Annotated in this window: 21 protein-coding genes; 13 read left to right on the top strand and 8 right to left on the bottom strand. The window is 64.9% G+C overall.

The window, feature by feature from the left end; translation table 11 throughout:
• Window positions 1-94 precede the first annotated feature (94 nt).
• Both X268_RS10765 and X268_RS10760 read right to left on the bottom strand, forming a co-directional pair.
• Complete coding sequence (locus X268_RS10765; RefSeq protein ID WP_208764432.1) at window positions 95-2,362, bottom strand: TonB-dependent receptor; 2,268 nt, start codon at window positions 2,360-2,362, stop codon at window positions 95-97.
• 284 nt (window positions 2,363-2,646) lie between these two features.
• On the bottom strand, window positions 2,647-3,642 hold the full coding sequence (locus X268_RS10760) for a Bug family tripartite tricarboxylate transporter substrate binding protein (protein ID WP_128929212.1): 996 nt from the start codon (window positions 3,640-3,642) through the stop codon (window positions 2,647-2,649).
• A gap of 279 nt (window positions 3,643-3,921) precedes the next feature.
• Between X268_RS10760 and X268_RS10755 the strand changes: the two genes are divergently transcribed.
• The gene (locus X268_RS10755) at window positions 3,922-5,058 is read left to right on the top strand and encodes a GNAT family N-acetyltransferase (RefSeq protein WP_128924929.1); all 1,137 of its coding nucleotides are present in this window, start codon (window positions 3,922-3,924) and stop codon (window positions 5,056-5,058) included.
• Between the two features lie 28 nt (window positions 5,059-5,086).
• Here the strand turns inward: X268_RS10755 and X268_RS10750 are convergent, their stop codons facing one another.
• Window positions 5,087-6,310, bottom strand: a complete 1,224-nt coding sequence (locus X268_RS10750; protein ID WP_128924928.1) for an FAD-dependent oxidoreductase — start codon at window positions 6,308-6,310, stop codon at window positions 5,087-5,089.
• Between the two features lie 459 nt (window positions 6,311-6,769).
• On the opposite strand from X268_RS10750, the gene X268_RS10745 reads away from it, so the two are divergent.
• The 3 genes from X268_RS10745 to X268_RS10735 all read left to right on the top strand — a co-directional run bounded on the left by X268_RS10745 (window position 6,770) and on the right by X268_RS10735 (window position 11,066).
• Complete coding sequence (locus X268_RS10745; RefSeq protein ID WP_128924927.1) at window positions 6,770-8,116, top strand: lipopolysaccharide biosynthesis protein; 1,347 nt, start codon at window positions 6,770-6,772, stop codon at window positions 8,114-8,116.
• Window positions 8,117-8,329: 213 nt separating this feature from the next.
• Window positions 8,330-9,505: a glycosyltransferase family 4 protein gene (locus tag X268_RS10740; protein WP_128924926.1), complete on the top strand. Its 1,176-nt coding sequence runs from the start codon at window positions 8,330-8,332 to the stop codon at window positions 9,503-9,505.
• Between the two features lie 25 nt (window positions 9,506-9,530).
• Complete coding sequence (locus tag X268_RS10735) at window positions 9,531-11,066, top strand: glucosamine inositolphosphorylceramide transferase family protein (protein ID WP_128924925.1); 1,536 nt, start codon at window positions 9,531-9,533, stop codon at window positions 11,064-11,066.
• A 142-nt stretch (window positions 11,067-11,208) separates the two neighbouring features.
• Here the strand turns inward: X268_RS10735 and X268_RS10730 are convergent, their stop codons facing one another.
• The 5 genes from X268_RS10730 to X268_RS10710 form a co-directional block, all read right to left on the bottom strand.
• The gene (locus tag X268_RS10730) at window positions 11,209-12,156 is read right to left on the bottom strand and encodes an ABC transporter substrate-binding protein (RefSeq protein WP_128924924.1); all 948 of its coding nucleotides are present in this window, start codon (window positions 12,154-12,156) and stop codon (window positions 11,209-11,211) included.
• Window positions 12,157-12,245: 89 nt separating this feature from the next.
• A complete protein-coding gene (locus X268_RS10725) occupies window positions 12,246-13,283 on the bottom strand; it encodes an ABC transporter permease subunit (RefSeq protein WP_128924923.1) in 1,038 nt (345 codons plus the stop codon).
• On the bottom strand, window positions 13,276-14,799 hold the full coding sequence (locus tag X268_RS10720) for a sugar ABC transporter ATP-binding protein (RefSeq protein WP_128924922.1): 1,524 nt from the start codon (window positions 14,797-14,799) through the stop codon (window positions 13,276-13,278). Before X268_RS10720 ends, X268_RS10725 begins: the two co-directional genes overlap by 8 nt.
• 130 nt (window positions 14,800-14,929) lie before the next feature.
• On the bottom strand, window positions 14,930-16,375 hold the full coding sequence (gene xylB, locus X268_RS10715; RefSeq protein WP_128924921.1) for a xylulokinase: 1,446 nt from the start codon (window positions 16,373-16,375) through the stop codon (window positions 14,930-14,932).
• A gap of 13 nt (window positions 16,376-16,388) precedes the next feature.
• On the bottom strand, window positions 16,389-17,312 hold the full coding sequence (locus X268_RS10710) for a LysR family transcriptional regulator (RefSeq protein ID WP_128924920.1): 924 nt from the start codon (window positions 17,310-17,312) through the stop codon (window positions 16,389-16,391).
• A gap of 107 nt (window positions 17,313-17,419) precedes the next feature.
• On the opposite strand from X268_RS10710, the gene X268_RS10705 reads away from it, so the two are divergent.
• Genes X268_RS10705 through X268_RS10665 form a run of 9 tightly spaced genes read left to right on the top strand, consistent with a single transcriptional unit; the run spans window position 17,420 to window position 26,926 of the window.
• Window positions 17,420-17,743, top strand: a complete 324-nt coding sequence (locus X268_RS10705) for a Dabb family protein (protein WP_128924919.1) — start codon at window positions 17,420-17,422, stop codon at window positions 17,741-17,743.
• Window positions 17,740-18,819 carry a maleylacetate reductase gene (locus X268_RS10700; RefSeq protein ID WP_128924918.1) on the top strand — a complete coding sequence of 360 codons (1,080 nt, stop codon included), beginning with the start codon at window positions 17,740-17,742 and terminating at the stop codon, window positions 18,817-18,819. Before X268_RS10705 ends, X268_RS10700 begins: the two co-directional genes overlap by 4 nt.
• 4 nt (window positions 18,820-18,823) lie before the next feature.
• A complete protein-coding gene (locus X268_RS10695; RefSeq protein WP_128924917.1) occupies window positions 18,824-20,197 on the top strand; it encodes an amidohydrolase family protein in 1,374 nt (457 codons plus the stop codon).
• Between the two features lie 21 nt (window positions 20,198-20,218).
• The gene (locus tag X268_RS10690; protein ID WP_128924916.1) at window positions 20,219-21,121 is read left to right on the top strand and encodes an NAD(P)-dependent oxidoreductase; all 903 of its coding nucleotides are present in this window, start codon (window positions 20,219-20,221) and stop codon (window positions 21,119-21,121) included.
• Between the two features lie 14 nt (window positions 21,122-21,135).
• A complete protein-coding gene (locus X268_RS10685; RefSeq protein WP_128924915.1) occupies window positions 21,136-22,020 on the top strand; it encodes an intradiol ring-cleavage dioxygenase in 885 nt (294 codons plus the stop codon).
• Between the two features lie 60 nt (window positions 22,021-22,080).
• Window positions 22,081-23,475, top strand: a complete 1,395-nt coding sequence (locus tag X268_RS10680) for an FAD-linked oxidase C-terminal domain-containing protein (RefSeq protein WP_128924914.1) — start codon at window positions 22,081-22,083, stop codon at window positions 23,473-23,475.
• A gap of 10 nt (window positions 23,476-23,485) precedes the next feature.
• Window positions 23,486-25,009: a sugar ABC transporter ATP-binding protein gene (locus X268_RS10675; RefSeq protein WP_128924913.1), complete on the top strand. Its 1,524-nt coding sequence runs from the start codon at window positions 23,486-23,488 to the stop codon at window positions 25,007-25,009.
• Window positions 25,002-25,952: an ABC transporter permease gene (locus X268_RS10670; protein ID WP_128924912.1), complete on the top strand. Its 951-nt coding sequence runs from the start codon at window positions 25,002-25,004 to the stop codon at window positions 25,950-25,952. Before X268_RS10675 ends, X268_RS10670 begins: the two co-directional genes overlap by 8 nt.
• Entirely contained in the window at window positions 25,949-26,926 is a 978-nt protein-coding gene (locus tag X268_RS10665) for an ABC transporter permease (RefSeq protein ID WP_128924911.1), read from the top strand. The genes X268_RS10670 and X268_RS10665 overlap by 4 nt, the downstream gene beginning before the upstream one ends.
• Window positions 26,927-26,944 lie beyond the last annotated feature (18 nt).

Genomic DNA, 26,944 nt, shown 5'->3' with positions numbered 1-26,944 from the left:
TTGACCGGTCCGCAGAGGCGCGTTGGCCCCAACGGTTGCCACGACCGCGCCTTCACAAGCGTGGCCGCGTGTCACGCAGATGCAAGCGCAGCGATCACATGTCGACGGTCATCGACAGCAGATATGTGCGTGGTGCTCCCAGGAAGAACGTTCCGAACGACGCCACGCTGGACCAGTAACTCTCGCCGGTCACATTCTGGATATTGGCGCGGAAGACCGTTTTCCTGCCGTTGATCGCGGTGGTGTAGCGGGCGCCGAGGTCGAGTCGCGTCCATTCGGGAATCGGCTGCCTGTTCGCGCTGTCGACGAACTGCTTGCCGGTGTAGATGACGGCTCCGTTCAAGGTGAGGTCCCGCATCCACGGGAGGTCCCACTCTGCCCCGATATTGGCCTGAATGTTCGGCACGCCGATTGGCGTGTTGCCCACGTTGGCCGCGACGGCGGTCTTCGTCAGCGTGCCGTCCAGCAGCGAGATGCCTCCGAGCACACGCACATCCGGCATGATCTCACCGTAGACGTTGAATTCGAGGCCTCGGACCTGTTGCTCGCCCGTCGCAGCGAAGCGCCCGGCCGACAACTCGCCACTCGCCTTCGATATCTCGAAGGCGCTGAAGGTGGTCGCGATCCGGCCGAACTCAACCTTGATGCCGGCCTCGTACTGTTTGGCGACGTAGGGCTGCAGCACTTCACCGAAATTGGATGCGTTCTGGGGAGCCACGTCGCCCCGGGCGAGACCTTCGACATAGTTTGCGTACAACGAGACATTGTCCAGGGGCCTGACGACGAGGCCGACCACCGGCGTGACCGCGCTCTTGTCATAGGACGAGCTCAGCGTCCCGACATTGGAGAGATAATTGTGCGCCTCGATGCCCTGGCGCCGAACACCCAGGGTCAGCAGGACATGCTCGTCGAGCACGGACAAGGTGTCGGCAACCGAAAGCCCCGTGAGTTCGCTGTCCGAAAGCCGCGGGCGATCGCTGATCTCGTTGGCGAACTGTGTCGGCGCAACGTTCGGATTGTAGATGTTCGACGTAACCAGGCTGCCATTGGTCAGCCGCCGGTACAGTGCGTCATGATAGACCGAGGCCTGGACGACGACGGAATGATGAACGAAGCCGGTATCGAAACGGGCGCGAACGCCACCATCATATGTGGTTCGGTCGATGCTGAGTCCGAAGAACTGCGGCGTCGAGGTCGTGTCGCCGCTCGTATTGACGATCGTCGGAAGGCCGAAGAATCGCTCGACATTGGTCTTTGAGCCACCGATATCCGCGAACAGCGTGACCTGATCGCTGACGTCGTACTCGGTTCGCAGCAAGGCAGATTGGTCGTTGATGCGTGACCATTCCCAGGGCTGGGTCACGTTCAGCTTGCCGTCCGGCGCCTTCGGCACCTGCAGGCCGGGAGTTATCAGAAATGGACGTGACGGCGCATCGAACCGATCGGTCTGTGCGATGAGATAGAGCCAGGATCTGAATCGTTCGCCCTGATAGTCGAGGGCCAGCGATCCGACGCCCGTCGTTTCGGATTGGCGGTTGATGGGCGTGTCGCCGTCACGCACGCTCCCGGTGGCCCGCACGCCCCATTCCCTGCCATCGCCGTAGCGCCTCGCAACGTCCCAGTGACCGCCGAAGCGTGCGGTGGAGCCGTAACTTGCGGTCAAGCGGGTCAAATCCTCCTCGGCGCGCTTGGGCACGACATTGATAACGCCGCCGACGCCGCCATTGGGCGCCATCCCCGAGAGCGCGGCCGAGGGACCTTTGAGCACTTCGATGCGCTCAACGTAATCGGTGAAGATGCGATATGTCGGCGCGATTCCGTAAAGGCCCTCAAAGGCGAATTCGCCGTTGTTGCCTTCGTTGATCGGGAATCCACGGATGTTGAAGGAGTCCACCACGCCGCCCGTCGGATGGGAGCTTCGCACCGACGGATCGAGGATCAAGGCGTCCGCCCCCGTTGCCGCCTGCTGGTCCCGAATGAACTGGTCCGTGTAGCTCGTCACGTTGAACGGTGACTTCATGGTGCTGGTATTTCCGAGCACTCCCAGCCGCGCGCCTTGAGCGACCTGGCCGCCAGCAAAGGCGGGCACGACACCCGGCTGCCACCGCACTGCGACAGTTTGGACGGTTCGAGCTTGCGGCGCGCGCCGCGACGCCGATCGGGCCCGGACCTCGTTTCGCCTGGTTGGCGAGCGGCGGGACGATTGTTGCGCGGGAGCTTCGACGGTCACCGGTGGAAGTGAGCTGCCGCCCTGCGGTGTTTGGGATCGAGCAGGTAATTCGAACCACGTCAGCAACGCCACTCCACCCAGCAGCGCCGCTGCAAAGCGCGCTGCCGTCCCACCCCCACCCCGACGCCGCATTCCCAGAAAGTCCTTCCGTCAGTCAATTCCCCCCGCAGACAGGCATTCTCATCGACTACCTTCGACTCTTCGGCAGCATCCGATTTGCCTGCGTTCTGCGCATCGCCTCTTTAAGAAGACGCCATCGTGACGGCAACGCAAATGCGCGCGCCGCGACTTAGAATGCCTCGATCATCGCCGACCGTGAGGCAAATGTCTGGAACGATTCAAAATGCGCGTGGATGATTCCAAATCGACGCGGTCGAATGCCGCAGCAATGCCCGCAAGGAGTGCGCTTGTCGCTGTCAGTCGCGCTTGAGCCCGATCGACTTGACGATGGGGGCCATGTGGACCAGCTCGTCTTCGACCAGTCGCTGAAACTTGTCGGGACCCGAATCGATGTCCGGCTCCAGACCTTGCGAACGATAGCTTTCCTGCAATTGAGGATCGGCCATCACGGTGCGGGTCGCCGCAGCGATCCGTTCCACGATCGCATCCGGGGTGGCCCTTGGCGCGAACAAGCCAAACCAGCCGGCATAGCTGAGGCCCGGCATGCCGGATTCGATCACCGTCGGAATGTCCGGCGCGCCACTCAAGCGTCGACCGCTCGTCACGGCGATCAGCCGCAGCTTGCCTGCGCGATGCAGTTGCAGGAGCTGGCTCGAGACCACCGCAACCACCGCGGAGATCTGGCCGCTCACGAGGTCGTTGGTCGCGGACGCCATGCCCCGATAAGGCACGTGGACGAAATCCGCTGCGAGGCCGGATTGCAGCTTAAACATCTCCCCCACGAGATGGTTGCCGGTGCCGACACCCGGGGTGCCGTAGGAAAGCTTGCCCGGATTAGCCTTGGCAAAATCTACGAGCTCCCGCAGATCCTTCACAGCCAAGGAAGGATGAACCGCGAATGCAAGCGTACTGGTGATCAAGCGATAGATGGCGCGGAAATCACGGACCGCGTCGTAGGCGGGCTGCGCCGAAGACAACGGAATCATCACTTGGGTGCTGCCATTGCCGAGCAGAAGCGAATAGCCGTCGGGTGCGCTCTGCGCCACCGCGGCGGTGCCGATCGCACCGCCAGCGCCGCCGACGTTTTCGACATAGATCGGTCCCAGCAGCGAGGCAGTCCTTTCTGCCCAGGGACGACCGATCTGATCGCCCGCGGCGCCAGCTGTATAGGGAATGACCAGCCTTATGGGCCGGGACGGGTAATCGTCCGCAACAGCGCCGGCGGGCCAGACGGCCAGTGCCGCGACCCGCGCCGCCGTATCAAGCAGTCTTCGTCGTGAGAAGGGGGACATCGTCTGCGCATTCAGGACCGTGCTGACCATGTTACACGACTGAGAAGATCTGAAAATCCGCGCGGGGAGATCGCTGCCTTGCGCTGCCGAGGCAACAGGACCACATCGGTCGGGGGCCCCGAATCCCGGCGCCCGACAGATTGTTTAGGAAATTGGTAACGATACGAACCGCGTTGAGCGCATTAATGCAAAGCGCACGCCGCCAGTGTCTAGCTCGTAACGACCCTGCTATAAAGCGCGGCCACGGCTCGATCGATCCTCGCGAATTGTTGATTGCGCATGACCAAGCTTAGCAACACGTTCGACATCGCCATTGAGCCGTCGTTCGACTTCTTGTCTCCGGAATATGCCGAACTGTTCGGGCGCTCGGCCGCCACCGCGTTCCAGCATCCGATCTGGCTGCACAGCCTCTACACCAGGCTCGCGTCCGATGCGGGTGCGACACCTCTGGTCGTCGTGGTCCGCCACCGCACGACGAGAGACCTCGCGATGGTGCTGCCCTTGCTGCGGATCCGGCGCGGCCCGATCCGAACGGTCGAGTTCGCCGACCTGCGCGTCTCCGACTATCTGGCCCCGGTTTGTAGCCCGGACGTGTTTTCGCAGCTGCTCGACGACGCGGGCGCATGCGCGGAGATTCAGCGCCTCGTTCGTCCCTTCGATCTGTTCCGAATGACCAAGCTGCCCGACGGGCGGCTTCCGATCGAAAACCTTCTGGCTGCGCCCCGCCGCGTGTCGATGGGCACCAATGCCTATGCCACGGTTCTCGTCGCGCCGTTCGAGCAGTGGCGGACCAGTGCGATCGATCGCTCCTATCAGAAGGAGCTCGCGAAGAAATATCGCCAGCTCCAGAAGAAGGGCACGCTGAGCTTCTCGTGTTGCGACGACAGCGCCTCCATGCTCGAAGCACTGGAGGCGATGAAGAGATTTCGTGGTCCCCGCTTTCAGGCACAAGGCGACGGCGACCTGCTCCAGCGTCCCGAATATTTCCGCTTCTATTCCGACGTGGCCCTTCGTGGTCTCGGCAGCTTTGTGCGCCTCTACGCCATGAAGATGGACGGCGAAGTGATTGCCGCCGTGCTCGGACTATGCCATCAGGGCAGCTTTCTCATCATCATGAGCGCCTTCGACATTGCTGGATACAAGAGCCAGTCTCTCGGCGCGCTGATGTTCGAGCAGGTGACACGGGCTTGCATCGAGCGCGGAGATCAGATGCTCGATTTCACAATCGGTGACGAGCCGTACAAGAGATCGTTCGGCGCACGGCCCTCGCCGATGTGGGCGGTCACGCAGGTTGGCAGCACCGCGGGCGCCGTCGCCCTGTTCGCGCTGAAGCAGGCTCCCTGGCTGAAGCTGGCGGCCAAGCGGCTGGCGGATTGGCGGCTCCTGCCCGTCCGCACCCCGACGCCCACGCGCTGATCCGGCAGCGGGCGAAGCGCCGCGGCGCTCAGGCGCGCAGCGCGCCGCGAACGCGTCCAAGCCAACCCGGATGCATTTGATCGACACGGTGCGTCAGGCTGCGCCGCAGGAAGTGCAGCCGGCGCCGGACATCCCAGCCAATATCGTCGCGAGACGTCAGGGCCTGGCGGAAGCGCGCCATCTTCAGGGACTGCTCGTCCGCAGCGACCTTGTCGCGATCGGAATAGAACTGCGAAATCTTCTCCCGGCCCATGCCTGATGTCGTGAGCCATCGCGGCGCGTATTCGGTGCAAAGACGATCGACGTCCACCAGCAGGCGCGCAACGCCCGTGCCGGCCGCGGGGCAATTGGTCTGGAACGCATCGCCGATGAGCACGACGCCGGGCTGGAGGTGTGCTTCAACCACGGTCAGATCCATCACCCAGTTCTGGACCCGGTCGATGACGCTGAAATCGCCGAGATAGGGCTGCAATCCCGGCAGCAGACGCAAGACGGTCGCTTCCGGTTCGCGGCGCAGTTCGCGCATGATCGGATCGGTCGGGTCGCGGAACATGAAGAGATTGGCGCGCATGCCGACCCGGACTGGAAACAGGCTGAGATAGTCGATGCCGTCCGCCGTCCGCTCGCCATAGCAGGTCAGTGCCTCGAAATCGAACGGGCGACCGTCCCGGCGGGCAATCGTGAAACCGAACGAAACAGAGTGGCGCTCCGCCAGCACGCGACGCCTGATGCCCAGTTTGTAACCGAGAACTCCCGCCATGCCCGTGGCGAGAACGACGAGGCGCGCTGTCACGTGTCGTCCGGAGGCCAGCTCGACGTGCTGGAGGTCGTCGCTGCAGCTGATCGCAGTGACCTCGTCGACGATCAGGCTGGATGGATCGGGCATCTGGCTGCGTGCCATGGCCACCAGATCGGCATAGGGAAATCCGTAAGCCTGGCCGACGCTGACATCGATCACCTTGCCTTCCCGGATATTGAGCACCCGGTCATATCGACAGGCGGCATTCTGGAGCGCTTCGCGAAAGCCCAGCTTGCCGAGCATTGCGAGCTGAGGCCCGCCGATCTTTTCAACCCGGAACTCGTCCGGGTAGACCGCCCGCTTGTCGATCAGGGCGATGCGGTGCCCTGCCCGCGCCAGCACGGCCGCCGCGAGCGATCCGGCAAGGCCGCCGCCGACGATCGCGATCTCTGCAACGGTTCTCGAACTGTCGGTCGTGGCAGCCGGCTCGCTCTCAGTTCTGTCCGCCGTCATGATCCAGGCTCCCACGTCAACCAAAGTCGTACGTGCAATTCTCCGGCCTGATGTCGCATCGCAGGGCCAAACGCGATCATTTCTCGATATCGAGGTTAACAGAGCGGAGCGCGGCAATCCCGACCATGGCGGCACGCCCCTTGCTGGGGATTCCCCGTAAATTGCGGTTGCTGGCAGCGCCGGCTTGTCCCGGCGAACCATTCCGCATTCAAACGGCGGATCTCGGCCTTCTCGGCCATCGTTCGCGGCGGAACGCCGTCACACGGTCCGAGGCGGCCTTGCTCCATCCGGGACAATGAGGACGACGATGTTCCACTGTGAAGCAACGGGTCTCGCGACGATATCGTCGTTGGCAGGATCCTGGACCTTGCCCATTAACCCTCGCGATTTTTCGGCATGCTAGGTTGTCGCCAACATCGGAATATGTCTCTGCGGGAGAGAGCGGCTCCTTAAACTTCCATGATCGAATCCATCCTCCAGTTGTTGCGGCGTGACGTCACGCGCGGTGTTGTCGGGACCATCCTCCTCAAGGTCGGCAGCGGCGCGCTTGCGTTTGCGTTGTTCTCGCTGGCGGCACGAACGATGTCGCCCGACGGCTTCGGTATCTTTGCCACCTGGCTTTCGGTTGCCCAGATCGCCGCCGTCGTGGGACTGGTCGGCCAGGAATCGTTGCTGGTACGCTTCCTCAACGAGTATCAGGTCGGCGGCAGACCGGATCTCACCAAAGGCGTCCTCCTTTCGAGCCTCAAGATTGCCTCGGCCGCCATGCTGACCGTGACCGTCGGCATCGCCCTGGTGGCGAACATGAGAGGCGGCGGCTGGCTCCTCACACTTGCGGTGTGTGCCTACACGGCCGTGAACGCAGGCGTGATGCTCGGCAGTCAGGTTGCACGCTCGTTGGTCAGCATTCTCATGGGCGAGGGAAATCGCGAGTTCTTCTGGCGGGTCATCGTTGTCCTTTTTCTGCTCGTGATGCTGCTCGCGCACCGGCAACTCGATCCCGCCGAGTTGTTCGCGGTGATGACCATTGCCATGTCGGCCGGCCTGACTGCACAGATCATTTCGACCGTGCGCGCGCTGCCCGATTTGCGCAGCACCGCGGCCCGCTCCGAAACGTCCCGCTGGCGGTCGAGCGCCCTTCACTTCTGGCTCGCATCCATTCTCGAGGTCGCGAACCAGTATTTCGACGTGATCCTGGTCTATTGGATGCTGGATCCGACGACGGCCGGAATCTACTTTGCCGCCTCGCGCCTCGCCAACATCTTCGCCATGGTGTCCGCCGCGCTATACACTTTCGGCGCACGCCGGCTGCCATCGCTGTATTTTAGCAAGAACCATCTGGAGTTCGAGCGAACGCTGCGGCTGATGGCGGAAGTGACCGCGCTTTGCGTGGCCGCCGGGCTTGCCACGGTCTGGATCGGCGGCCCTTATCTCCTCAACCTGTTCGGACCTCACTTTACCGAACAGCATTCGGTCCTGATCGTGCTCGCAATCGGAACGGCCGTCCAGGCTGCGGGCGGCCCGTCCGCGGCGATCCTGCAGCTGACCGGCCATGAACGAATCTATGTTCCCGTCGTAGCCGCCAACGTCGCACTGCGGCTCGCGGGATTCCTCGTCCTCATCCCCTGGCTCGGCGTGCTGGGCGCGGCGATCTCGGCCACAGTGTCGCTGGCGCTCGCGACCATTGCCCTGAACGTGCTCTGCCGCCGGCGATCGGGGGTCGATCCTTCAATTCTCGTGCTGCTGCGCTTCACCGCCATGAAACGCGCCAACTACGCGGTCCGCGGCGCCGACTCCGCTGAGTAGCCGGCGTTCACGCAGCGGCGGCACGCGAGGCCGATTGGTTAACGCAACTCCCTGCTCGCCGTTCAGGAACAGGCGAAAAACGGCACGAACGACGTCGACGGGCAAGTCGCGCATTAACTTCGTTTGTTTCGGGTCGGTGTCCACGCGATACCCGCATGATAGGTACGGAGTTAAGAAGGTGAAGATTTCGTTTCTCTAACGGGTCGGGGATCCGTGCTCCACTATCAGCCGAACAAGAAACTGGGCGAGACGACCGCGACTGAGCTCGCGCGGTCGAACGGCGGCGGCCGAAAACTCCACGTGCTGCTCGCGCAGACCCAGGCCGAGAATGCCGGTGCGCAAGAGATCTCCAGGCTGCTCGGCGCCGGGCTGACCGCGCGCGGCTACCGCGTCACCAACCTCTTCTTCTTCCGCAAATCGGATTCCTTCGACGAGCCACCCGATACGCTCTATTGCACGCCGAGGCGGCCGGGCAACCCGATCGCGCTGTTGCAGATGCTGTGGACGCTCGGCCGTCATATCCGCACGATCAAGCCTGACGCCGTCCTGACCTTCCAGCATTTCGGCAACATCATCGCCGGCGGCGTGACGCGCCTCGTCAGTCGCGCACCGGTCGTCGCCAATCAGGTTTCGTCCGCGCTGGCGATGAGCTGGCCGGTCCGCACCGCCGACATCGCCATGGGCAGCCTCGGCTTCTTCGACCGCATTACGCTCAATTCGCAGGACATGGAGCGCGAATATTCGCGCTATCCCGGGGCCTACCGGTCGCGCATGGTGCATGTGCCGCACGGCTTCGATGACAAGGCCCTGACCCTGTCGAAGGAGGCGGCACGACGAGCGTTCAATCTGCCGCCCGACCGAGTCCTGCTCGGCTGCGCCGCAAGGCTGCATCCGCACAAGCGGCTCGATGCGGCGATAGGTCTGCTGCCGGACGAGCCTTCCTGGCACCTTGCGCTCGCCGGCCAAGGCGCCGACGAAGCCCGGCTGAGACAGCTGGCGGATGACCTGAAGGTGTCAGACAGGCTGCATTTGCTCGGGGAAATTCCTCCCAGCCGGATGGCGGACTTCCTCGCCTGTCTGGATGTGTTCGTATTCCCGACACAGGCCGAGACCTTCGGTCTGGCTGCGGTCGAGGCTGCCAATGCCGGAGTGCCGTCGGTCGTCACCGATCTTCCCGTCCTGCGCGAGGTGTTGTCCTACGAGGGGAAGCCGGCCGCTCTCTTCGTCGATGCCGCCGATCATGCGAAGCTCTCGACGGCCGTTTCCACGCTGCTGACGGACCACCGCTTGCGCGACGAGCTGCGACAAAACGCCAAAGGCCTGAGGCTGCGCTATTCGGTAGATGCCATGGTGGAGGAATACGTTCGAATTCTCGGCCAGGTCATTTGACCTGATACGTGGAAATGGGCTCGACATGATCATCGAGTTTCGCTGTGACCGACAATACGCGCGGCGATGGATGGACCGCGCGACGCTGTCGGTCGACGGCCGGGATGTTCCGGTTCAGATCGCGTGGGCGGCAACGGCCGAGCCGCGACCCGCGGGTCTCGACGCCCTGTTCGAGCTCGAACGCGTGGTGTTGCACAAGGGCAAGCCGAGTGGTGCCAACCGGCTGACCAACATTCCGGAACCGATGCGGGCTCGCACCGCGACTGCCGACGTGATCGTCGATTTCACCGGTGGCGCGCGCGATCCGAATAGTTCCGCCCGGCTCTATCTCCGTCCGCTGTTCAATGGAGTTGCAGGCGAAAATGCCGCGCTCGCTGCCATTCTGGCCGGCGACCTGCCGGTGATCGACATCGTCAATGAGGTCGATGGCTCGGTCGTCGATCGCGGCCATCCGTCCGGCGAAATTGCCGCAGGCCTCAGCGGCGCGCTCGAAACCGTCATGGCACGAACCCTGACCATGGTGGCGGCGATCCTGTCGGGAAGGCCGCGGATTGTGCCGCAGCTGGCGCGCCCCGCCGAAAATGACGCGCGACGCAGCCCCGTTGGCTACGTCGCGCGCGGCCTTGCCGCCTCGATCGCCAAGGAGATCTATCGCCTCTGCTGCTATGCCCCCCATTGGCATGTCGGATGGCGCTTCAACGACAATGCAGGCGTCTGGCAGACCGGAGATCTCTCCGGTCCAGGCTGGAACATTCTGGAAGATCCGGGCAACCACTTCTACGCGGACCCCTTTCCGATCACCTGGCAGGGGCGAACATTCGTCTTCTTCGAGGATCTCGACCACCGCGTCGGCAAGGGCATCATCTCGGCGATCGAGTTCGGTGCCAATGGGCCGACCGGCGAGGTCGTGCCGGTGCTGGAGGAGCCCTGGCACCTCTCTTATCCGTTTCTGATCGAAGACGGTGGCGAGTTGTGGATGATCCCGGAGAGCTCGATCCACGCCGACGTTGCACTCTACAAATGCGTGCGCTTCCCTGACAAATGGGAGCGGCACGCGACGCTGCTTTCGGGCCTCGAGCTGGCCGACGTCACGATCACGCGGCACAACGGCCTGCACTATTTGTTCGGAGCCTGGCGCGACGGAACCGGCGGCTACTCGGACTCGCTGGCGATCTATTATGCCGACCGCCTCCTGGGGCCCTGGTTGCCCCATGCCAGCAATCCGGTCCTGATCGACCGCGCGAGCACGCGGCCGGCGGGGAATTTCGTCACGATCAACAACAAATTGTGGCGCCCGGTCCAGAACTGCACAGACGGATACGGCGCGGCGCTCGCGCTGGCGGAGGTGGTCGAACTGTCGCCGACGACGTTCAAGCAGGTCGTCCGCCATTCCCTGAAGCCGGGACCGCTGTGGCCCGGCAGGAAGCTCCACACCCTGAACCGCTGCGGCCGGCTCGAGGTGATCGACGGATCGCACGTCCAACCCAAGACCCGCGCCTTCGCGAGCAAATCTCCGGCGACCGTTCCGTCTCCGCAAGCCAGCCCCTACACCGCCCGCTAACGCGAGCGGCAGCGGCTCGCACCATGCCCAAGCGCGCGGGCAAGCACCTGGCCGGTCAGTGCACGCGAATTTTCGGCGGACGGCGCCGATCAAGACCCCGCCCGCCGCCGCGTTGGCGACGCTGCCGCTACCGGACCGCGTTCTACTGAGAGCGATCCGAGGTCCAGCCCTTGTACTCGGCGACGTTGTCCCTGGTCACCAGCTTCGAGGGCAGCAGCTCGACGGTCGAGGCCGGCTTCTGGCCATTGAGAATGCCGACCCCGACCTGCACGGCCCGCCGCGCCATGAAGAACGGGTCCTGCGACGCAGAGGCCTGGATCTGCGCTGACTGCGGGTCCTTCAGCGCCGCCTCGATATCGGGCGCGCCGTCGACCGCCGTGATGACGATGCCCGTGCGGTTCTGCTGGCGCGCCGCAAGATCGGTGCCGATCGCCTGCGGGTCGTTGATGGCGAAGATGGCGTCGATCTTGGGAAAGCGGGTCAGGTAGCCCTGCGCGACGGTGAGACCGCCCTCGCGCGAACCCTTGCCGTCCTGATCGCTGGACAACACCTTGATGCCGGGGTTCTTCGCGAAGACGTTCTTGCAGCCGACGACGCGATCGATCACAGCGGAGACCTGCGGCCCGTTCTCGATGACGACGTCGCCCTTGCCGCCCAGCTTGTCGACGATGTACTGGCAGGAGATCTCACCGGCCTGCACATTGTTCGTGGTCACGGTGGCATCGGCGCCTTCGGCCGCGGTGTCGACTGCGACCACGACGATGCCCGCGCCCTGCGCCTTCTTGATCGCCGGCCCGATCGCTTTGGGATCGCCGGGATTGAGCAGGATCAGATCGACGCCGGCCGCGATGAAATTGTCGATCTGGGTGACCTGCTTGCCGAGATCGTATTCGAAGCCCACCGTCGTGATCTTCACATTGGGATTGGTCTTCTTCGCCTCGAACTCGGCGCCCTTCGACAGCGCGACGAAGAACGGGTTGCCCATCGATCCCAGCGAGACGCCGATCGACTTGAGCTCCTTGGCGAAGGATGGCGCGGTGGTCAGGGCAAGCGCCGCCGCGGTGCCGGCGAGCATGATCGTCTTCAACATGGACTTCCTCCCTGGTCTGTCTTCGTCTCCGGCGCGGCAGACCAGTTGCCGCAGCGGAATTCGCATCGAGCGGGCGCGCACCTAGGCTCTCAAGTCCTGGCAGAGCCTTGCAGCCGGTAACGATCCAGCGCCACGGCGCCGATGATCACGAGGCCCTTGATCACATATTGCCAGATGTCGGAAACACCGACGAGGATGAGGCCGTTCGACAGCACTGCGATGATCAGTGCGCCGACCAGCGTGCCCCAGATCGAGCCGATGCCGCCGACGAAGGAGGTGCCGCCGAGGATCACGGCGGTGATCGCGTCGAGCTCGTAGGACTGACCGAGCTGCAGGCCGTTGGCCGCGTAGAGCCGCGCGGCCTGCATGGCGCCGCCGAGCCCGGCGAAAAGCCCGGAGACACCGTAGACGAAGATCAGCACCGCCCAGACCTTGATGCCCGCAAGCCGCGCCGCGCTTTCATTGCCGCCCACTGCATAGATGTGCACGCCGAGCACGGTCCGGCGCAGCCCCAGCCACGAGACCAGGATGACGAGCAAGGCGATCACCGAGAGCCACGGGATCGAGGCGACGCCGGGAATGAGCGTCAGTGAGCCGTTGCCGATGAAGGCGTAGGGAATGGATGGATTGAACACGGTGGTGTCGGCCCCGAGCAGCCGCGCAAGGCCGCGCACCGCGGTCAGCGAACCGAGCGTGACGATGAAAGGCGGCAGGCGGAGCAGCGCGATCAGCGCGCCGTTGACAATTCCGAAGCCAAGGCCGGTGAGCAGCGACGCCGGCAGCCACATCATTCCGAGCTCCGGCAGCTTCGAGAGCGTCAACCCGGCCATCGCGGAGGCCGCCAAGATCGAGCCGACCGAAAGATCGATGCCGCCGGTGAGGATGACGAAGGTCATGCCTGCGGCGAGCACGGTGTTCACCGCGGCCTGCTGCAGCACGATGCCGAGATTTTGTCCGGTGAAGAAACGGCCCTCGGACAGGAAATGAAAGCCGATGCAGAGAATGAGCAGCACCGGCAGCATGCCAAGCGCGCTGATCAGCACCCTGACCCGCTGGCGCCTCGTCTCGGCGCCAGCACCGTTCGTCGTCGGGGCGGGCTGGGCCTTTGCAGCGCCATTGTCAGGCATCGAGATGCTCCATCCCCGTGGCAAGCGCCATGATGTCTTCCTGCGTCAGCGACGAATTGGGGCCGCGCGTCACCTCGCCGGCGATGTGCCCCATCCGCATCACGACGACGCGGTCGCAGATGCCGATGATCTCGGGCAGATCGGACGAGATGACGAGGATCGCGGTGCCGGCCTTGGCCAGATTGTCGATGATCGAATAGATCTCGGATTTGGCGCCGACATCGACGCCGCGCGTCGGCTCATCGAGGATCAGGACCTTCGGCGCAATGGCCAGAAGCCGCGACAGCAGCACCTTTTGCTGGTTGCCGCCGGACAGGCCCCCGGCGGGGACGCCGACATTGGCGGCGCGGATGCTGAGGCCTGCGAAGGCCCTGGCGGCGCGCTCGCGCGCTCTGTCGCGATCCAGGAACCAGCCGAGCTTCGCATCGCGGCCGAGCACCGCGAGGTTGATGTTGTCCAGGCACGACATGTCGAGGAACAGGCCGAGCGCTTTGCGGTCCTCGGTCAGATAGGCGATCCCGGCCTCGAGCGCCTCTCCGGGATTGCGAATCTCGACCGGCTGTCCCTCCAGCTCGAGCCGGCCGGAGGTCTTGGGCGACGCGCCGATGATGAGATGCGCAAGCTCGGTGCGGCCGGCGCCGATCAGGCCGGCGAGGCCAACCACCTCGCCCGCATGCACGGTAAGCGAGCAGCCCCTGACGCGCTGAGCGTCGGCCATGTCGATTGCCGCGAGCACGGGATGTCCCCGCCCCGCCTCGGGATCGTGGTCCTTCTTGTAGAACGAGGAGACGTCGCGCCCGACCATCAGCCGCACGATGGTGTCGGCGCGGATCTCGGGCTTGTCGAGCGAGCCGACCAACCGGCCGTCGCGCAGCACAGTGACGCGGTCGCCGAGCGCGTAGACCTCGTCCATGCGATGCGAGATGTAGATGATGGCAAGCCCCTCGGCGCGGAGCTGGCGGATCAACGCGAACAGCCGCTCGCTCTCGGCGGCCGACAACGCGGTGGTCGGCTCGTCCATGATCAGGATCTTTGATCTCGCGTGCAGCGCACGCGCGATCTCGACCAGTTGCCGCTGGCCCATGGAGAGATGCGCCACCAGCGTCGAGGGCAGGAAGTCCGCGCCGAGCCGTTTCAGGATCGGACCGACGCCTTCGCGCATGGCGCCGCGCGCCAGCAAACCTGATCGCGAGAGCTCCCGCCCGAGATAGATATTCTCGGCGACGCTGAGATTGGGCGCCAGCGACAGCTCCTGATAGATGATGGAGATGCCCGCGCTGCGGCCGCCGAGCGGACCTTCGATCCGTACCGGGTGTCCTTCGATGCGGATCTCGCCGCCGGGATCAGGCCTGTAGGCCCCGGACAGGATCTTCATCAGCGTCGACTTGCCGGCGCCGTTCTCACCCATCAGCGCATGAATTTCGCCGGCATAGACAGTGAGATCGACGGCCCGCAGCGCCTTGATGCCAAAGAAGGTCTTGGAGACCCCACGCATCTCGAGAATCGGATCGTTCATCGTGCCTCCCGGCGCACAATGCGTTTCCTACCCGCGTCTCAATCGTCTTGTCAGCGCGGCTCACCCATTAAACAAAACGCCGCAAGCCAGGGCAATACCGAACACCTGGGAATGCAACATCGCGGCTGGGCTAGTGGCGTGGGCGATACAGTTGGCGCCAGGCGGGAAGCCGCTCGGCATAGGCACTGGTCAGCCCGGCGTCAGGTTCGAACGTCGCGATGCGCTGCGGCCGCGTGCACACGGCGGTGATCGCCTCACCGGTGACAGCAAGTCGCCCCAATCTCGCCGCACCGAACGCCGCGCCGGTCTCGCCGCCGGCAAAGCGATGGACTGGAACATTCAGTACGTTGGCCAGCACCGCGAGCCAGAACTCCGAGCGCGAACCACCGCCGATGACGTCGGCTTCCGCAATCGCAATGCCGGCACCCGCGAGCGCGTCGCGGCAATCTGCCAGCGCGAAGGCAACGCCTTCGAGCACCGCCTGCACGATCGCAGCGCGATCGGTGCCATGGCTCAAACCATCGAGCATGCCGCGCACGGCGGGATCGTCGTGCGGCGTACGCTCACCTGCGAGATACGGCAGAAAGCTCACCGGCGACGGTGCCTGCGGGCGCGATCCAAGCGGTGCCAGCAACTCAGCCTCGCTGACGCCGAACAAGCGCGCGGCCCAGGTGAGGCAGGAGGCGGCGGAGAGGATCGCACCGGCCTGAATCCACATGCCGGGAATGGCGTGGCAGAACGTGTGCACGACACGATCGGGGTTGGCGGCTATTCTGTTGGTCGGTGCCAGCAAGGCGCCCGAGGTTCCCAGCGATACGAACGCGGTTCCCAGCTCGATCGCGCCGATGCCCATGGCGCCGGCCGGGTTGTCGCCGGCGCCACCCGCGATCACGGGCTGTCCGGTCATACCCCAGCGCTGCGCGAGCTCCGAGCGCAGCCTCGCCGCGGGCGCACATCCTTCAACCAGGCGCGGCATGTGCTGGCGCGACAGGCCGGTCGCTGCCAGTGCCGCATCCGACCAGTCCCGGCGCGCGGCGTGGAGCCATAGGGATCCCGACGCATCCGAAACGTCTTCGACGGCCTCGCCTGACAGCACCAGGCGCAGATAGGCCTTTGGCAGCAGCACGAGCTTCGTCGCCGCAAAGACGTCAGGCTCGTGCGTCGCGATCCAGAGCAATTTTGGCGCGGTGAACCCCGGCATCGCCTTGTTGCCCGTGGTCGCGCGCAACGCCGGCCAGCGCCGCTCCAGGATCCGGCACTCGGCGGCAGAGCGCCCGTCGTTCCAGAGGATGCAGGGCCGCAGCGGCTTCGCGCTCGCGTCGAGCAGTATCGCGCCATGCATTTGGCCGGACAGCCCGATCCCTTTGACCGCCGCCAGCGCGCCAGCATGCGAGGCCTTCAGGGCATCCAGCGTGGCGAAGGCCGCATCGATCCACAGCGCCGGGTCCTGCTCGGCATAGCCCGGCTGCGGCGAGGTGATCGTCAGCGGCCGGCTCTCGCTTGCGATCACGCGCTGGGCCTCGTCGACGAGAACGGTCTTGACTGCGGAGGTGCCGAGATCGATGCCGAGATACATGGATGCTTCCCGCTCACTTCGCCGCGTCGATCCAGATCCCCGGCTCCGAATGCTCGCGGATGTGGCTGACCAGGAAGTCCGAGAAGACCCTGATCTTGGCCGGCAGCCTGACGCGGTTCTGATAGGCGATGTTCATGGTGAGCAACGGCAGCTGCCAGTCCCTCAGGACGGGCACCAGCCGGCCGGCCGCGATATCGCCCTGCACGATGTAGAGCGGCTGGATCAGGATGCCGAGCCCTGCACGCGCCGCACCACAGATGATCTGGCCATCATTGCTGTCGAGCGTCGGCGCGATCCGAACCGTCTGGGTCGTGCTGCCCTGGCTCAGGCGCAGCGAATAGGGATCATTGGCGAGGTTGTAGATCAGCATGTTGTGACGGGCGAGATCCGCCGGATGCTCAGGCCGGCCGTGCTTCTCCAGGTATGACGGAGCCGCCGCGAGCACGCGGTGCATCTGGCCGATGCGGCGCACGATGATGTTGGAATCCGGCTCGTGCTCCCGCGTGCGGATCGCGACGTCGATGCCGGCCTCGATGAAGTCCAGATAGCGGTTCGCGCTGATGATCTGCACGCTGAGATCAGGATAGAGCGCGCGGAAGGCGGGCAGCATCGGCGCGAGGTAGATCATCGCGAAGGACAGCGAAGACGTCACGCGCAGCATGCCCTTCGGCGACAGCGCGCGGTCGGAGACCGCGTCTTCGGCCTCGGCAAGCTCGTTCAGCAGCGTGCCGCAGCGCTGCAACAGCTCCTGCCCTGCTTCCGTCAGCCATTGCCGGCGCGTATTGCGCTCGATCAGCCGGACGGCCAGGCGCTCCTCCAGCGCACTGAGATGGCGGCTGGCGGCCGCGTTCGACATCCGCAGGATTTCGGCAGCTTTGGACAGGCTGCCGAGCTCAGCGGTTTTGGCGAAGACCTCGAGTTGGAGCAGCCGGTCCATTTTTGCGTAAAAAGGAAAAGAGACTTACAAATTTTGGTCTTTATTTCCGATTTCTGCAAGGCAAAATAGTGCCAACAAAGCGCGATAGCAGGCGAGGAAATCAGGAAATGTCGGGCCCGATCAGGCACATCGTGATGTGGCGGCTACGCGGGGAGACCCCTGCGGAGCGCTCCGCCGCCCGGCTCAAGGTCAAGACCCTGTTCGAAGGCCTCAAGGGCCGGATCGACGGCCTCACCCATATCGAAGTCGGCATGGACGTCAGCGATGTCGACTACGCCTGCGACGTGGTGCTGTTCTCCGAATTCACTGACCAGGCGGCGCTCAGCGCCTATGCCAACCATCCGGAACATCTGCGGGTCCGCGAGGCCTTGGGCGACTTGCGGATTGGACGCTTTCAGGTCGATTATCCCATCAAAGAGACCGGCGCATGATCGGTTCGTTCACCTTTGAAAACCTGCCCTGCCGCGTCGTGTTCGGCAGCGGAACGTTGGCTAGCGCCAAGGCCGAGGTCGAACGGCTCGGCGGCAAGCGCGCGCTGGTGCTGACGACGCCGCAGCAGGAGGCTCAGGGCAAGAGCCTTGGCACCGCACTTGGCCCGCTCTTTGCCGGCATCTTTCCGGGCGCCACTATGCACACACCGGTCGATGTCACCGAGCGCGCGCTCACGGCGATGAAGGCGTGCGAGGCCGATTGCGTCGTCTCGCTCGGCGGCGGATCGACCACCGGCCTCGGCAAGGCGCTGGCCTTGCGCACCGGAATCAATCAGCTCTGCATTCCCACCACCTATGCCGGCTCGGAGATGACGCCGATCGTCGGCCAGACCGAGAACGGCCTGAAGACCACGGTGCGCGATGCGGCAATCCTGCCTGAGACCGTGATCTACGATGTCGATCTGACGCTGACACTGCCGGCGAGCCTGGCTGCGACATCAGGCATCAACGCCATCGCTCATGCGGTGGAAGCGCTCTATGCGAGGGATGCCAATCCCGTGACCTCGCTGATGGCGGAAGAAGGCATCCGTGCGCTGGCCCGCGCCCTGCCCGCGATTGCCGCCAGAAGTGACGACCGCGAGGCGCGCACCGAAGCGCTCTATGGCGCCTGGCTGTGCGGCGTCTGCCTCGGTACCGTCGGCATGGCGCTGCACCACAAGCTCTGTCACACGCTCGGCGGCACCTTCGATCTGCCGCACGCCGAGACCCACACCATCGTGTTGCCGCATGCGCTGGCCTACAACGCGCCTGATGTGCCCGACGCGATGGCGCGCATCTCGCGCGCGATCGGCGCGGCCGATGCCGCACAGCGACTGTACGACCTTGCAAAGCGACTGGGTGCGAAGCTGGCGCTACGCGACGTCGGCATGCCCGAGGGCGGCATCGACAAGGCGGCCGATCTTGCCGTCACCAACGCCTACTGGAATCCGCGTCCACTCGACCGAAACGCCATTCGCGACCTGATTGCACGCGCCTGGGCCGGCGAGCCCCCGGTCGCGATCAAAACGGCGGCTTGAGGCGATGCGGCGCACGCTGATCAGATCCGCCACCGTCATCACCATGGATGACGCGATCGGTGATCTCGCGACCTGCGACGTGCTGGTCGAGGGCAGCCGCATCGTCGACGTGCGCCCTTCGATCGATCTCGGCAGCGGGGCTGCTGAGACCGATATCGTCGACGGCACGGGCCGGATCGTCATTCCCGGCCTCATCAACGCGCATATGCACACCTGGCAGACCGGCTTGCGCGGCTTCGCCGCCAACTGGACCCTGCTGGAATATTTCCGCCGCATGCATGCGGGCCTTGCGACCGTGTTCCGGCCCGAGGACATCCACATCGCAACGCTCGTCGGCGCGCTGAACCAGATCAATTGCGGCACCACGACGCTGGTCGACTGGTGCCACAACAATCCGACGCCCGATCACACCGACGCCGCTGTGCGCGGCCTGATCGAGAGCGGGATCCGCGCCGCCTTCTTCCACGGCTCGCCCAAGCCTGAGCCGAAACCGGGCGAGCCGCATTTCTCGGAAGTGCCGCATCCGCGCCGCGAGGTCGAGCGGCTGCTGGCGGGCCCTCTCGCCGACCGCGACGGCCTCGTCACACTCGGGCTCGCCATTCTCGGCCCGCATTATTCGACGCTCGACGTCGCCATGCAGGATTTCCGACTCGCACGCGAGTTCAAGCTGATCGCATCGATGCATCAGGGTGGCGGCCCGGCCAAGACCCCCGGCGGCTGGGAGAAACTGATCGAGGCTGGCCTCGTCGGCCCGAGCGTCAACATCGTCCACGGCAACGATCTATCTGATGATCTGCTCGATCGTCTCGTGGATCTCGGCGTGTCGTTCTCAGTGACGCCCGAGAACGAGATGATCCAGGGCCACGGCTTTCCGATCACCGGACGTCTGCTCAAGCGTGGCGTCCGGCCGACAATCGGCATTGATCTCGAATCCGTGCTGGCCGGCGATGTCTTCTCCGCCGCGCGCATCGCGCTCTCGATGCAGCGGGCGCTCGACAATGCCGAGGCGCGCAAGACCAGCGGCACCATTCCGGCCACGACCACCATCCCGGTGCGCGAGGCGTTGCGCTGGATCACGACGGAAGGCGCCCGCATGCTCGGCCGCGAGCACCAGATCGGATCGCTGACGCCGGGCAAGCAGGCCGACCTCGTCATCATCAACGCCTCCGATCTCAATCTTTATCCGGTGCACGATCCCGTCGCGACCGTGTTGATGCAGACGAGCCTCGCCAACATCGAGGCCGTGATGATCGGCGGCGCCTGGAAGAAGCGGAACGGCCGGCTGCTGGCCGACGGACTCGCGACGAAGAAGGAGCTGCTGGCGCAATCCGGCCGGCGGCTGGTGCAGGACATCGAACGACAGGAGCGCGCCGCCTGAAGGCGCCAACGGACAACAACAATGACAGACGCTTCGAAGAATGTTGCTTTCATCGGGATCGGCAAGATGGGCCTGCCGATGTCCTTGCTCGTCGCCAAAGCCGGCTACACCGTCACCGCGTTCGATCAGAGCGCAGCGCGGATCAGCGAGGCTCGCGCCCAGGGCATTGCGATTGCCGCATCGCCCGCCGAGGCCGTGAGCGGCAAGGCCTCGGTCATCACCTCCCTGCCTGACGACGCCGCCTTGCGCGGCGCGCTGCTCGGCCCGACCGGCCTCATCGCTGCGATGGCGCCCGGTGCTGTTCTGATCGAAACCAGCACAGTGAGCGTCGAGGCCTCCACCGAAGTTGCTGCCACGGCGCAGTCCTGTGGCATTCTCTATCTTCGTGCACCGGTTTCCGGCAACGCCAGCATCGTTCACACCGGCGCCCTGACCTGTTTCGTCTCGGGGCCGAAAGAGGCCTTCGAGAGCGCAAAGCCGCTGGTCGCCGCTTTCACCCGCGCCCAGACCTATCTCGGCCCCGCCGAGGAAGCGCGTTATGCGAAACTCTCGGTCAATCTGATGATCGCCGTGTCGGCGGCGATGATGGCGGAGAGCCTGGCGCTGGCGCGCAAGGGCGGCATTGCCTGGCAGGACATCCTGAAAGTGCTCGACGACAGCGCGGTGGCCTCCCCCATGGTCAAGTACAAGACCGCGCCGCTGAGGACGCGCGACTTCGAGTCGACCTTCTCCTGCAAGCAGATGGCCAAAGACCTCGACCTGATCCTGGGTGCCGGTCACGCCGTCGGCGTCCCGCTCCAGCTCGCGGCCCAGGTGCGCGAGACCTATGGCTCGCTGGTCGCGCAGGGCGACGGCGACACCGACTTCATCGCGACGGTCAAGCATCTCGAACGGCTGTCCGGCCTCGGCGAGCCCAAACTCTGATCCACGGAGCCCCTATGCGCAACTTCAACGAGACCACGATCACGGACGCGGTGCTGGCGCGGATCGCCGGCGCGACCGACCCGCGCATCAAAGAGGTCAGCGAGGCGCTGGTCCGGCACCTTCATGCCTTCGTCCGCGAGGTGCGTCCGACCCAGAAGGAATGGGAATACGGCATCGAGTTCCTGACCTGCACCGGGCATATGTGCGACGACAAGCGCCAGGAGTTCATCCTGCTGTCGGACACGCTCGGCGTCTCCATGCTGGTCGATGCGATCAACCATCCAGTTCCGGAAGGCGCGACCGAGACCACGGTGCTCGGGCCGTTCTTCGTCCAGGCCGCGCCGGAGAAGAACAGCGGAGCCGATATCTCCGGCCCGATGGAGGGCGATCCGATGCTGGTCACCGGCTCGGTCTCGACCGTCGACGGCAAGCCGCTTGTAGACGCCATCGTCGATGTCTGGCACTCCGACGACGACGGCTATTACGACGTGCAGCAGCTCGACCAGATCGGCGATCTCGCCATGCGTGCCCGCTTCCATACCGACGCCCACGGCCGCTTCCATTTCTGGTCGATCAAGCCGGCCGCCTACCCCATTCCGCATGATGGGCCGGTCGGCGTGATGCTGGAGGCGCAGGGACGCCATCCCTGGCGCCCGGCGCATGTGCACTTCATGATCTCAGCGCCCGGTTTCGAGCAGTTGGTGACGCACGTGTTCGTTGCCGGCGACCAATATCTCGACAGCGACGTGGTGTTCGGCGTCAAGGATAGCCTGATCCGCGAATTCGTCCGTCATCCAGCCGGCCGTGCGCCGGATGGTCGCATGGTGGAGCGCGCGTATTTTCATCTCAACTACGATTTCGGTTTGAAGCCGGTTGCGAGCAACGCAAGAGCCGCCTAAGCCGGGCGGCAACGCAGCGGACCGGCAAGAGTCCGCGATCGAGGAGACAGGGAGCTGAGGATGGGACCGCGGGTCAGCACGAGCATATTGGCCGATCGCCTCACCGGCATGATCGGCCCGCGCGCGAGCGTCGCGCGCGGCGTGCTCGATCAGCATGGGCAGAGCGAGTCGCATTATCGGAGCCTGCCGCCCGACATCGTCGTTTTCCCCGAGACGACGCATGAGGTTGCCGAGATCGTGAAGCTGTGCGCGAGCGCGGGCATACCGATCGTCCCGTTCGGCGCCGGGACTTCGCTCGAGGGCAATGCGGCTGCGGTCGCCGGCGGCGTCTGCTTCGACTTCGCACGCATGAACAAGGTGCTGGCCGTGCACGACAGCGACATGGACGTCGTGGTGCAGCCCGGCATCACCCGCAAGCAGCTCAATGCCGAGCTGCGCAATACCGGCCTGTTCTTCCCGATCGATCCCGGCGCCGACGCCTCGATCGGTGGCATGACGTCCACCCGCGCATCCGGCACGATGGCGGTGCGCTATGGCACCATGAAGGACAATGTCATAGCGCTGGAGGTGGTGCTGGCCGACGGCCGCGTGATCCGCACCGCCAGGCGCGCGCGCAAATCGGCGGCGGGGTATGATTTGACCCGCATGTTCGTCGGGGCGGAAGGCACGCTCGGAATCATCACTGAGATCACGCTGAAGGTGCACGCCGTGCCGCAGGCGATCTCGGCCGCGGTCTGCAGCTTCGACACCCTGCACGATGCCGTGGACACCGCAATCTCCGTGATCCAGTCCGCGATTCCGGTCGCCCGGATCGAGCTGCTCGACGACGTCATGATGCGCGGCATCAACGCCTATGCCAAACTCGGCTACCGCGAGGCCCCCACCCTGTTCTTCGAATTCCACGGCTCGGAGAGCTCGGTCGCCGAGCAGGCCGAGGCCGCGCAGGCGATTGCCGCCGATCATGGCGGCCATGGCTTTGCCTGGGCCAAGGCACAGGAAGACCGCAGCCGGCTCTGGCATGCCCGCGACAACACGCTCTATGCGGGCCTCGGCCTGCGGCCCGGCGCCCGCGCCGTGATCACCGACGTCTGCGTGCCGATCTCGCGGCTGGCGGAATGCCTGACCGAGACGCGGCGCGATGCGGACGAGCACGGCTTCACCGCGCCGATTGTCGGCCATGTCGGCGACGGCAACTTTCACATGCTGATCCTGATCGACCCGGCCAAGCCGGAGGAGAGCGAAGGCGCCAAGGCGCTGCAGGCCCGCATGGTTGCCCGTGCCATCGCCATGGATGGCACCTGTACGGGTGAGCACGGCATCGGGCTCGGCAAGATCGAATATCTCACGGATGAGCTCGGCGAGGCCGTCGAGGTCATGCGATCGATCAAGACCGCCCTCGATCCGGACGGACTAATGAACCCCGGAAAGATCTTTTCAGGCGGAGCCAAGACATGAGCAACAAGTCATGAGCGACGCGCTCCCGATCGAGGTCACCTCGCCTACGCCGCTGCTGGAGCTGCGCGGCATCAGCAAGGAATTCCCCGGCGTCAAGGCGCTGGACGACGTGTCCTTTGCGGTCTACCCCGGCGAAGTGCACATGCTGCTCGGCGAGAATGGCGCCGGCAAGTCGAGCCTGATGAAGGTGCTGTGCGGCGCCTACCGCGCTGATGCCGGCGAGTTCTTCCATGAGGGCAAGAAAGTCGCGATCTCCTCGACCGCAGATGCGCAGAAGCTCGGCATTGCCGTGATCTTCCAGGAATTCTCGCTGGTTCCCTATCTCGATATCGCCCAGAACATCTTCCTCGGCCGCGAGCCGAAGGGCCGCATCCCCGGCACCATCGACCGCCGCCGGATCCTGGCCGACGCCAAGCGCGTGCTCGATACAATCGGCTTCGACGTCGATCCCTCCACGATCGTCGACAAGCTCGGCGTCGCCCAGCAGCAGATGGTCGAGATCGCAAAAGCGATCAGCCAGAATGCCCGCATCCTGGTGATGGACGAGCCGACCGCGGCGCTGTCCGACCGCGAGACCGAGCTCTTGTTCGCGCTGATCGCGCGGCTGAAGGCCGATGGCGTCGCCATCGTCTATATCTCGCACCGCATGGCCGAGGTGTTCGCGATCGGCGATCGCATCACGGTGCTGCGCGACGGCCGCCGCATCGACGGAGCTCGCCCCACCGACGTGACGCCGGACCAGCTCGTGCGCATGATGGTCGGCCGTAATGTCGACATGACTTATCCCAGGAATTTCGCCGACAAACCAGGCGAGGTGCTGCTACAGGTCAAGGGTCTGACCTCCTCGACCGGCATCTCCGACATCAATATCGAGGTGCGCAGGGGCGAGATCGTCGGCCTGTGTGGCCTCGTCGGGTCCGGCCGCAGCGAGGTCGCGCGCGCCATCTTCGGTGCCGATCCCGTGACGTCGGGCGAGATCATCTTCGACGGCAAGGCGATTTCCGGCGAGCCCGATCTTGCTGCCCGCCGCGGTATCGCGCTGATCCCGGAGAGCCGCAAGAGCGAAGGCCTCGCGCTGCTGCGCTCCGTCAGTGACAACCTCGTTGTGTCGGCGTTGAAGAAGTTGTTTCCAAGCGGGTTGTTCGACCAACGCGCGGCGCAGCGAACCGCCGACGGCCTGATCCGGCAGCTGCGGATTGCGACACCGAGCGCGCGGCAAACCGTTGGCCTGCTTTCGGGCGGCAATCAGCAGAAGGTCGTGATCGGAAAATGGCTGGCGGCCGGCTCAAAGCTCTTCATCTTCGACGAGCCGACGCGGGGCATCGACATCGGCGCCAAGTCCGAGATCTTCGCGCTGATCGACCGGCTCGTCGCCGATGGCGCCGCGGCGCTGATGATCTCGTCCGAGCAGATTGAGATCTGCCATGTCTGCGACCGCGCCTATGTGATGCGCGAAGGGCGGATTGCCGGCCATCTGACCCGCAACGAACTGACCGAGGAGAACATCGTGCGATTGGGGATGCATCATGCGTGAGGCCGCAGTCGCTTCAGAGCCCAATCCGCTGCAACGAATTCCCGGCGTTGCCATCGTGCTGGTGCTGCTGATCGCCCTGTTCGGCGCGATCGCGCCGGGCTTCCTGTCGGTCGCCAACCTCTCCAATGTGCTGGTGCAGTCGACCATCCTGACCATGCTTGCGCTGCCGATGACGCTGATCATCATGACCGAGGGGCTGGACCTGTCGATGGGCGCGGTGCTGACGCTGACCTCACTCTGCGTCGCCATCGTGTCGCTCGCGACCAAGTCGATGCTGCTCGGTCTTGGCGCCGGCCTGCTCGTCGGTGCGGCGTTCGGCATCGCCAATGGCTGGCTGGTCGCGATCGTCGGCATCCCGCCCTTCGTCGCGACGCTCGGCACGCTCGGTATGGCCCAGGGCCTGTCGCTGATCGTCAGCGACGGCCAGAGCGTGGTCGGCATCCCCCACAGCGTGCGTGACATCTATTCGGCGACGCTGCTGGGCGTGCCCGTGCCGATCGTGATGGCGCTGGTGACTTACGCGGCGTTCCACGGCCTGCTCTATCACACCCGCTTCGGCACCTACATCTTCGCGCTCGGCGGCAACCGCGAGGCGCTACGCTATGCCGGACTCTCGCCCAACAAGCTGCTGATCGCGGTCTACGCGATCGGCGGCGCCATGGCCGGGATCGCGGGCCTGTTGATGACCGCGCGGATGAATTCCGGCCATCCGACCGCCGGCCTCGGCCTGGAATTCGATGCCATCGCCGCCGTCGCCGTCGGCGGCACGTCGTTCGAACGCGGCAATGGCTGGCTGCTCGGCACCCTGCTCGGCGTCCTCGCCGTCGGCGTGCTGCGCAACGGGTTGAACCTGATCTCGCTGCCGTCATCGGTGCAGGTCGCAAGCGTCGGCGTACTCGTCATTGTTGCCCTGTTCCTCGACGGCCTCAGGAGCCGCGCATGACCGACATCACCAAAGAGGCGATGATGCCGCCCCGCTCCTTCCTGTCGCAGGATGCGATCCAGCTGTTCTATCGCCTGCTCGCGGCATTCCTGATCTGCGCCGTGCTCGCCGTGCTCAGCGATTCCTTCCTGAGCCTCGGCAACATCCTCAATGTGCTGAGGCAGGCGAGCCTGACCTTCTTCATCGCCTCCGGCCTGACGCTGGTGGTGCTGACGGCCGGCCTCGATCTCTCCGTCGGCGCCAATGTCGCGCTGTCGGCCTGCATCGCCGGCACCGTGATCCACAAGACCGGCTCGCCGGCGCTCGGCATCCTGACCGGGCTTGCCTGCGGCGGCATCGTCGGCCTGCTCAACGGCATCATGGTCACCGCGCTGCGCATCCCCTCCTTCATCGCCACCTATGGCATGCTCTGGGTGCTGAACGGCCTGACCTATTGGTACATGGCGGGCGAGACGCTGCACGGCTTTCCGGCCGGCTTCCGCCAGATCGGCAGCGGCTATCTGTTCGGCCTGCCGATCCCGGTCTATCTGCTCCTGGTGTTCCTCGGGATCGGAACGCTGTTCGCACAGCGCACGATCTGGGGCCAGGAGATCTATGCGATCGGCGCCAACCCGGTCGCGGCCCGGCTATCAGGCATTCCGGTCGCGCGGCGCCTGCTGTTGGTCTATGCCGTCTCCGGCATCATGGCGGGGCTCGCCTCGATCATCTTCCTGTCGCGACTCAATTCGGCCGAGGCCGACATCGGCGAGAGCCTGACGCTGCCCGCGATCGCGGCGGTGCTGATCGGCGGCACCTCGCTGTTCGGCGGCGTTGGCACCGTGTTCGGCACCTTCATCGGCGCGCTGATCCTGACGCTGGTGCTGAACGGCATGAACCTGCTCTCGGTCAGCGCCAACTGGCAGCCGCTGGTGACAGGCATCATCGTCATTCTCGCGGTCTGGCTCGACATGAAGACCCGCCGCCGCGCGCAATGAGTTCTAGCAATCCAACAA

Origin of the sequence: Bradyrhizobium guangxiense (genome assembly GCF_004114915.1) — a bacterium.
GTDB lineage: Bacteria > Pseudomonadota > Alphaproteobacteria > Rhizobiales > Xanthobacteraceae > Bradyrhizobium > Bradyrhizobium guangxiense.
This window is presented reverse-complemented; position numbering and strand designations above follow the sequence as displayed.

Bases quoted from the DNA above. Each gene is read 5' to 3' on its own strand.
- X268_RS10765 (WP_208764432.1), bottom strand. From the start codon at position 2,362: ATGCGGCGTCGGGGTGGGGGTGGGACGGCAGCGCGCTTTGCAGCGGCG.
- X268_RS10760 (WP_128929212.1), bottom strand. From the start codon at position 3,642: ATGTCCCCCTTCTCACGACGAAGACTGCTTGATACGGCGGCGCGGGTC.
- X268_RS10755 (WP_128924929.1), top strand. From the start codon at position 3,922: ATGACCAAGCTTAGCAACACGTTCGACATCGCCATTGAGCCGTCGTTC.
- X268_RS10750 (WP_128924928.1), bottom strand. From the start codon at position 6,310: ATGACGGCGGACAGAACTGAGAGCGAGCCGGCTGCCACGACCGACAGT.
- X268_RS10745 (WP_128924927.1), top strand. From the start codon at position 6,770: ATGATCGAATCCATCCTCCAGTTGTTGCGGCGTGACGTCACGCGCGGT.
- X268_RS10735 (WP_128924925.1), top strand. From the start codon at position 9,531: ATGATCATCGAGTTTCGCTGTGACCGACAATACGCGCGGCGATGGATG.
- X268_RS10730 (WP_128924924.1), bottom strand. From the start codon at position 12,156: ATGTTGAAGACGATCATGCTCGCCGGCACCGCGGCGGCGCTTGCCCTG.
- X268_RS10725 (WP_128924923.1), bottom strand. From the start codon at position 13,283: ATGCCTGACAATGGCGCTGCAAAGGCCCAGCCCGCCCCGACGACGAAC.
- X268_RS10720 (WP_128924922.1), bottom strand. From the start codon at position 14,799: ATGAACGATCCGATTCTCGAGATGCGTGGGGTCTCCAAGACCTTCTTT.
- xylB (WP_128924921.1), bottom strand. From the start codon at position 16,375: ATGTATCTCGGCATCGATCTCGGCACCTCCGCAGTCAAGACCGTTCTC.
- X268_RS10710 (WP_128924920.1), bottom strand. From the start codon at position 17,312: ATGGACCGGCTGCTCCAACTCGAGGTCTTCGCCAAAACCGCTGAGCTC.
- X268_RS10705 (WP_128924919.1), top strand. From the start codon at position 17,420: ATGTCGGGCCCGATCAGGCACATCGTGATGTGGCGGCTACGCGGGGAG.
- X268_RS10700 (WP_128924918.1), top strand. From the start codon at position 17,740: ATGATCGGTTCGTTCACCTTTGAAAACCTGCCCTGCCGCGTCGTGTTC.
- X268_RS10695 (WP_128924917.1), top strand. From the start codon at position 18,824: ATGCGGCGCACGCTGATCAGATCCGCCACCGTCATCACCATGGATGAC.
- X268_RS10690 (WP_128924916.1), top strand. From the start codon at position 20,219: ATGACAGACGCTTCGAAGAATGTTGCTTTCATCGGGATCGGCAAGATG.
- X268_RS10685 (WP_128924915.1), top strand. From the start codon at position 21,136: ATGCGCAACTTCAACGAGACCACGATCACGGACGCGGTGCTGGCGCGG.
- X268_RS10680 (WP_128924914.1), top strand. From the start codon at position 22,081: ATGGGACCGCGGGTCAGCACGAGCATATTGGCCGATCGCCTCACCGGC.
- X268_RS10675 (WP_128924913.1), top strand. From the start codon at position 23,486: ATGAGCGACGCGCTCCCGATCGAGGTCACCTCGCCTACGCCGCTGCTG.
- X268_RS10670 (WP_128924912.1), top strand. From the start codon at position 25,002: ATGCGTGAGGCCGCAGTCGCTTCAGAGCCCAATCCGCTGCAACGAATT.
- X268_RS10665 (WP_128924911.1), top strand. From the start codon at position 25,949: ATGACCGACATCACCAAAGAGGCGATGATGCCGCCCCGCTCCTTCCTG.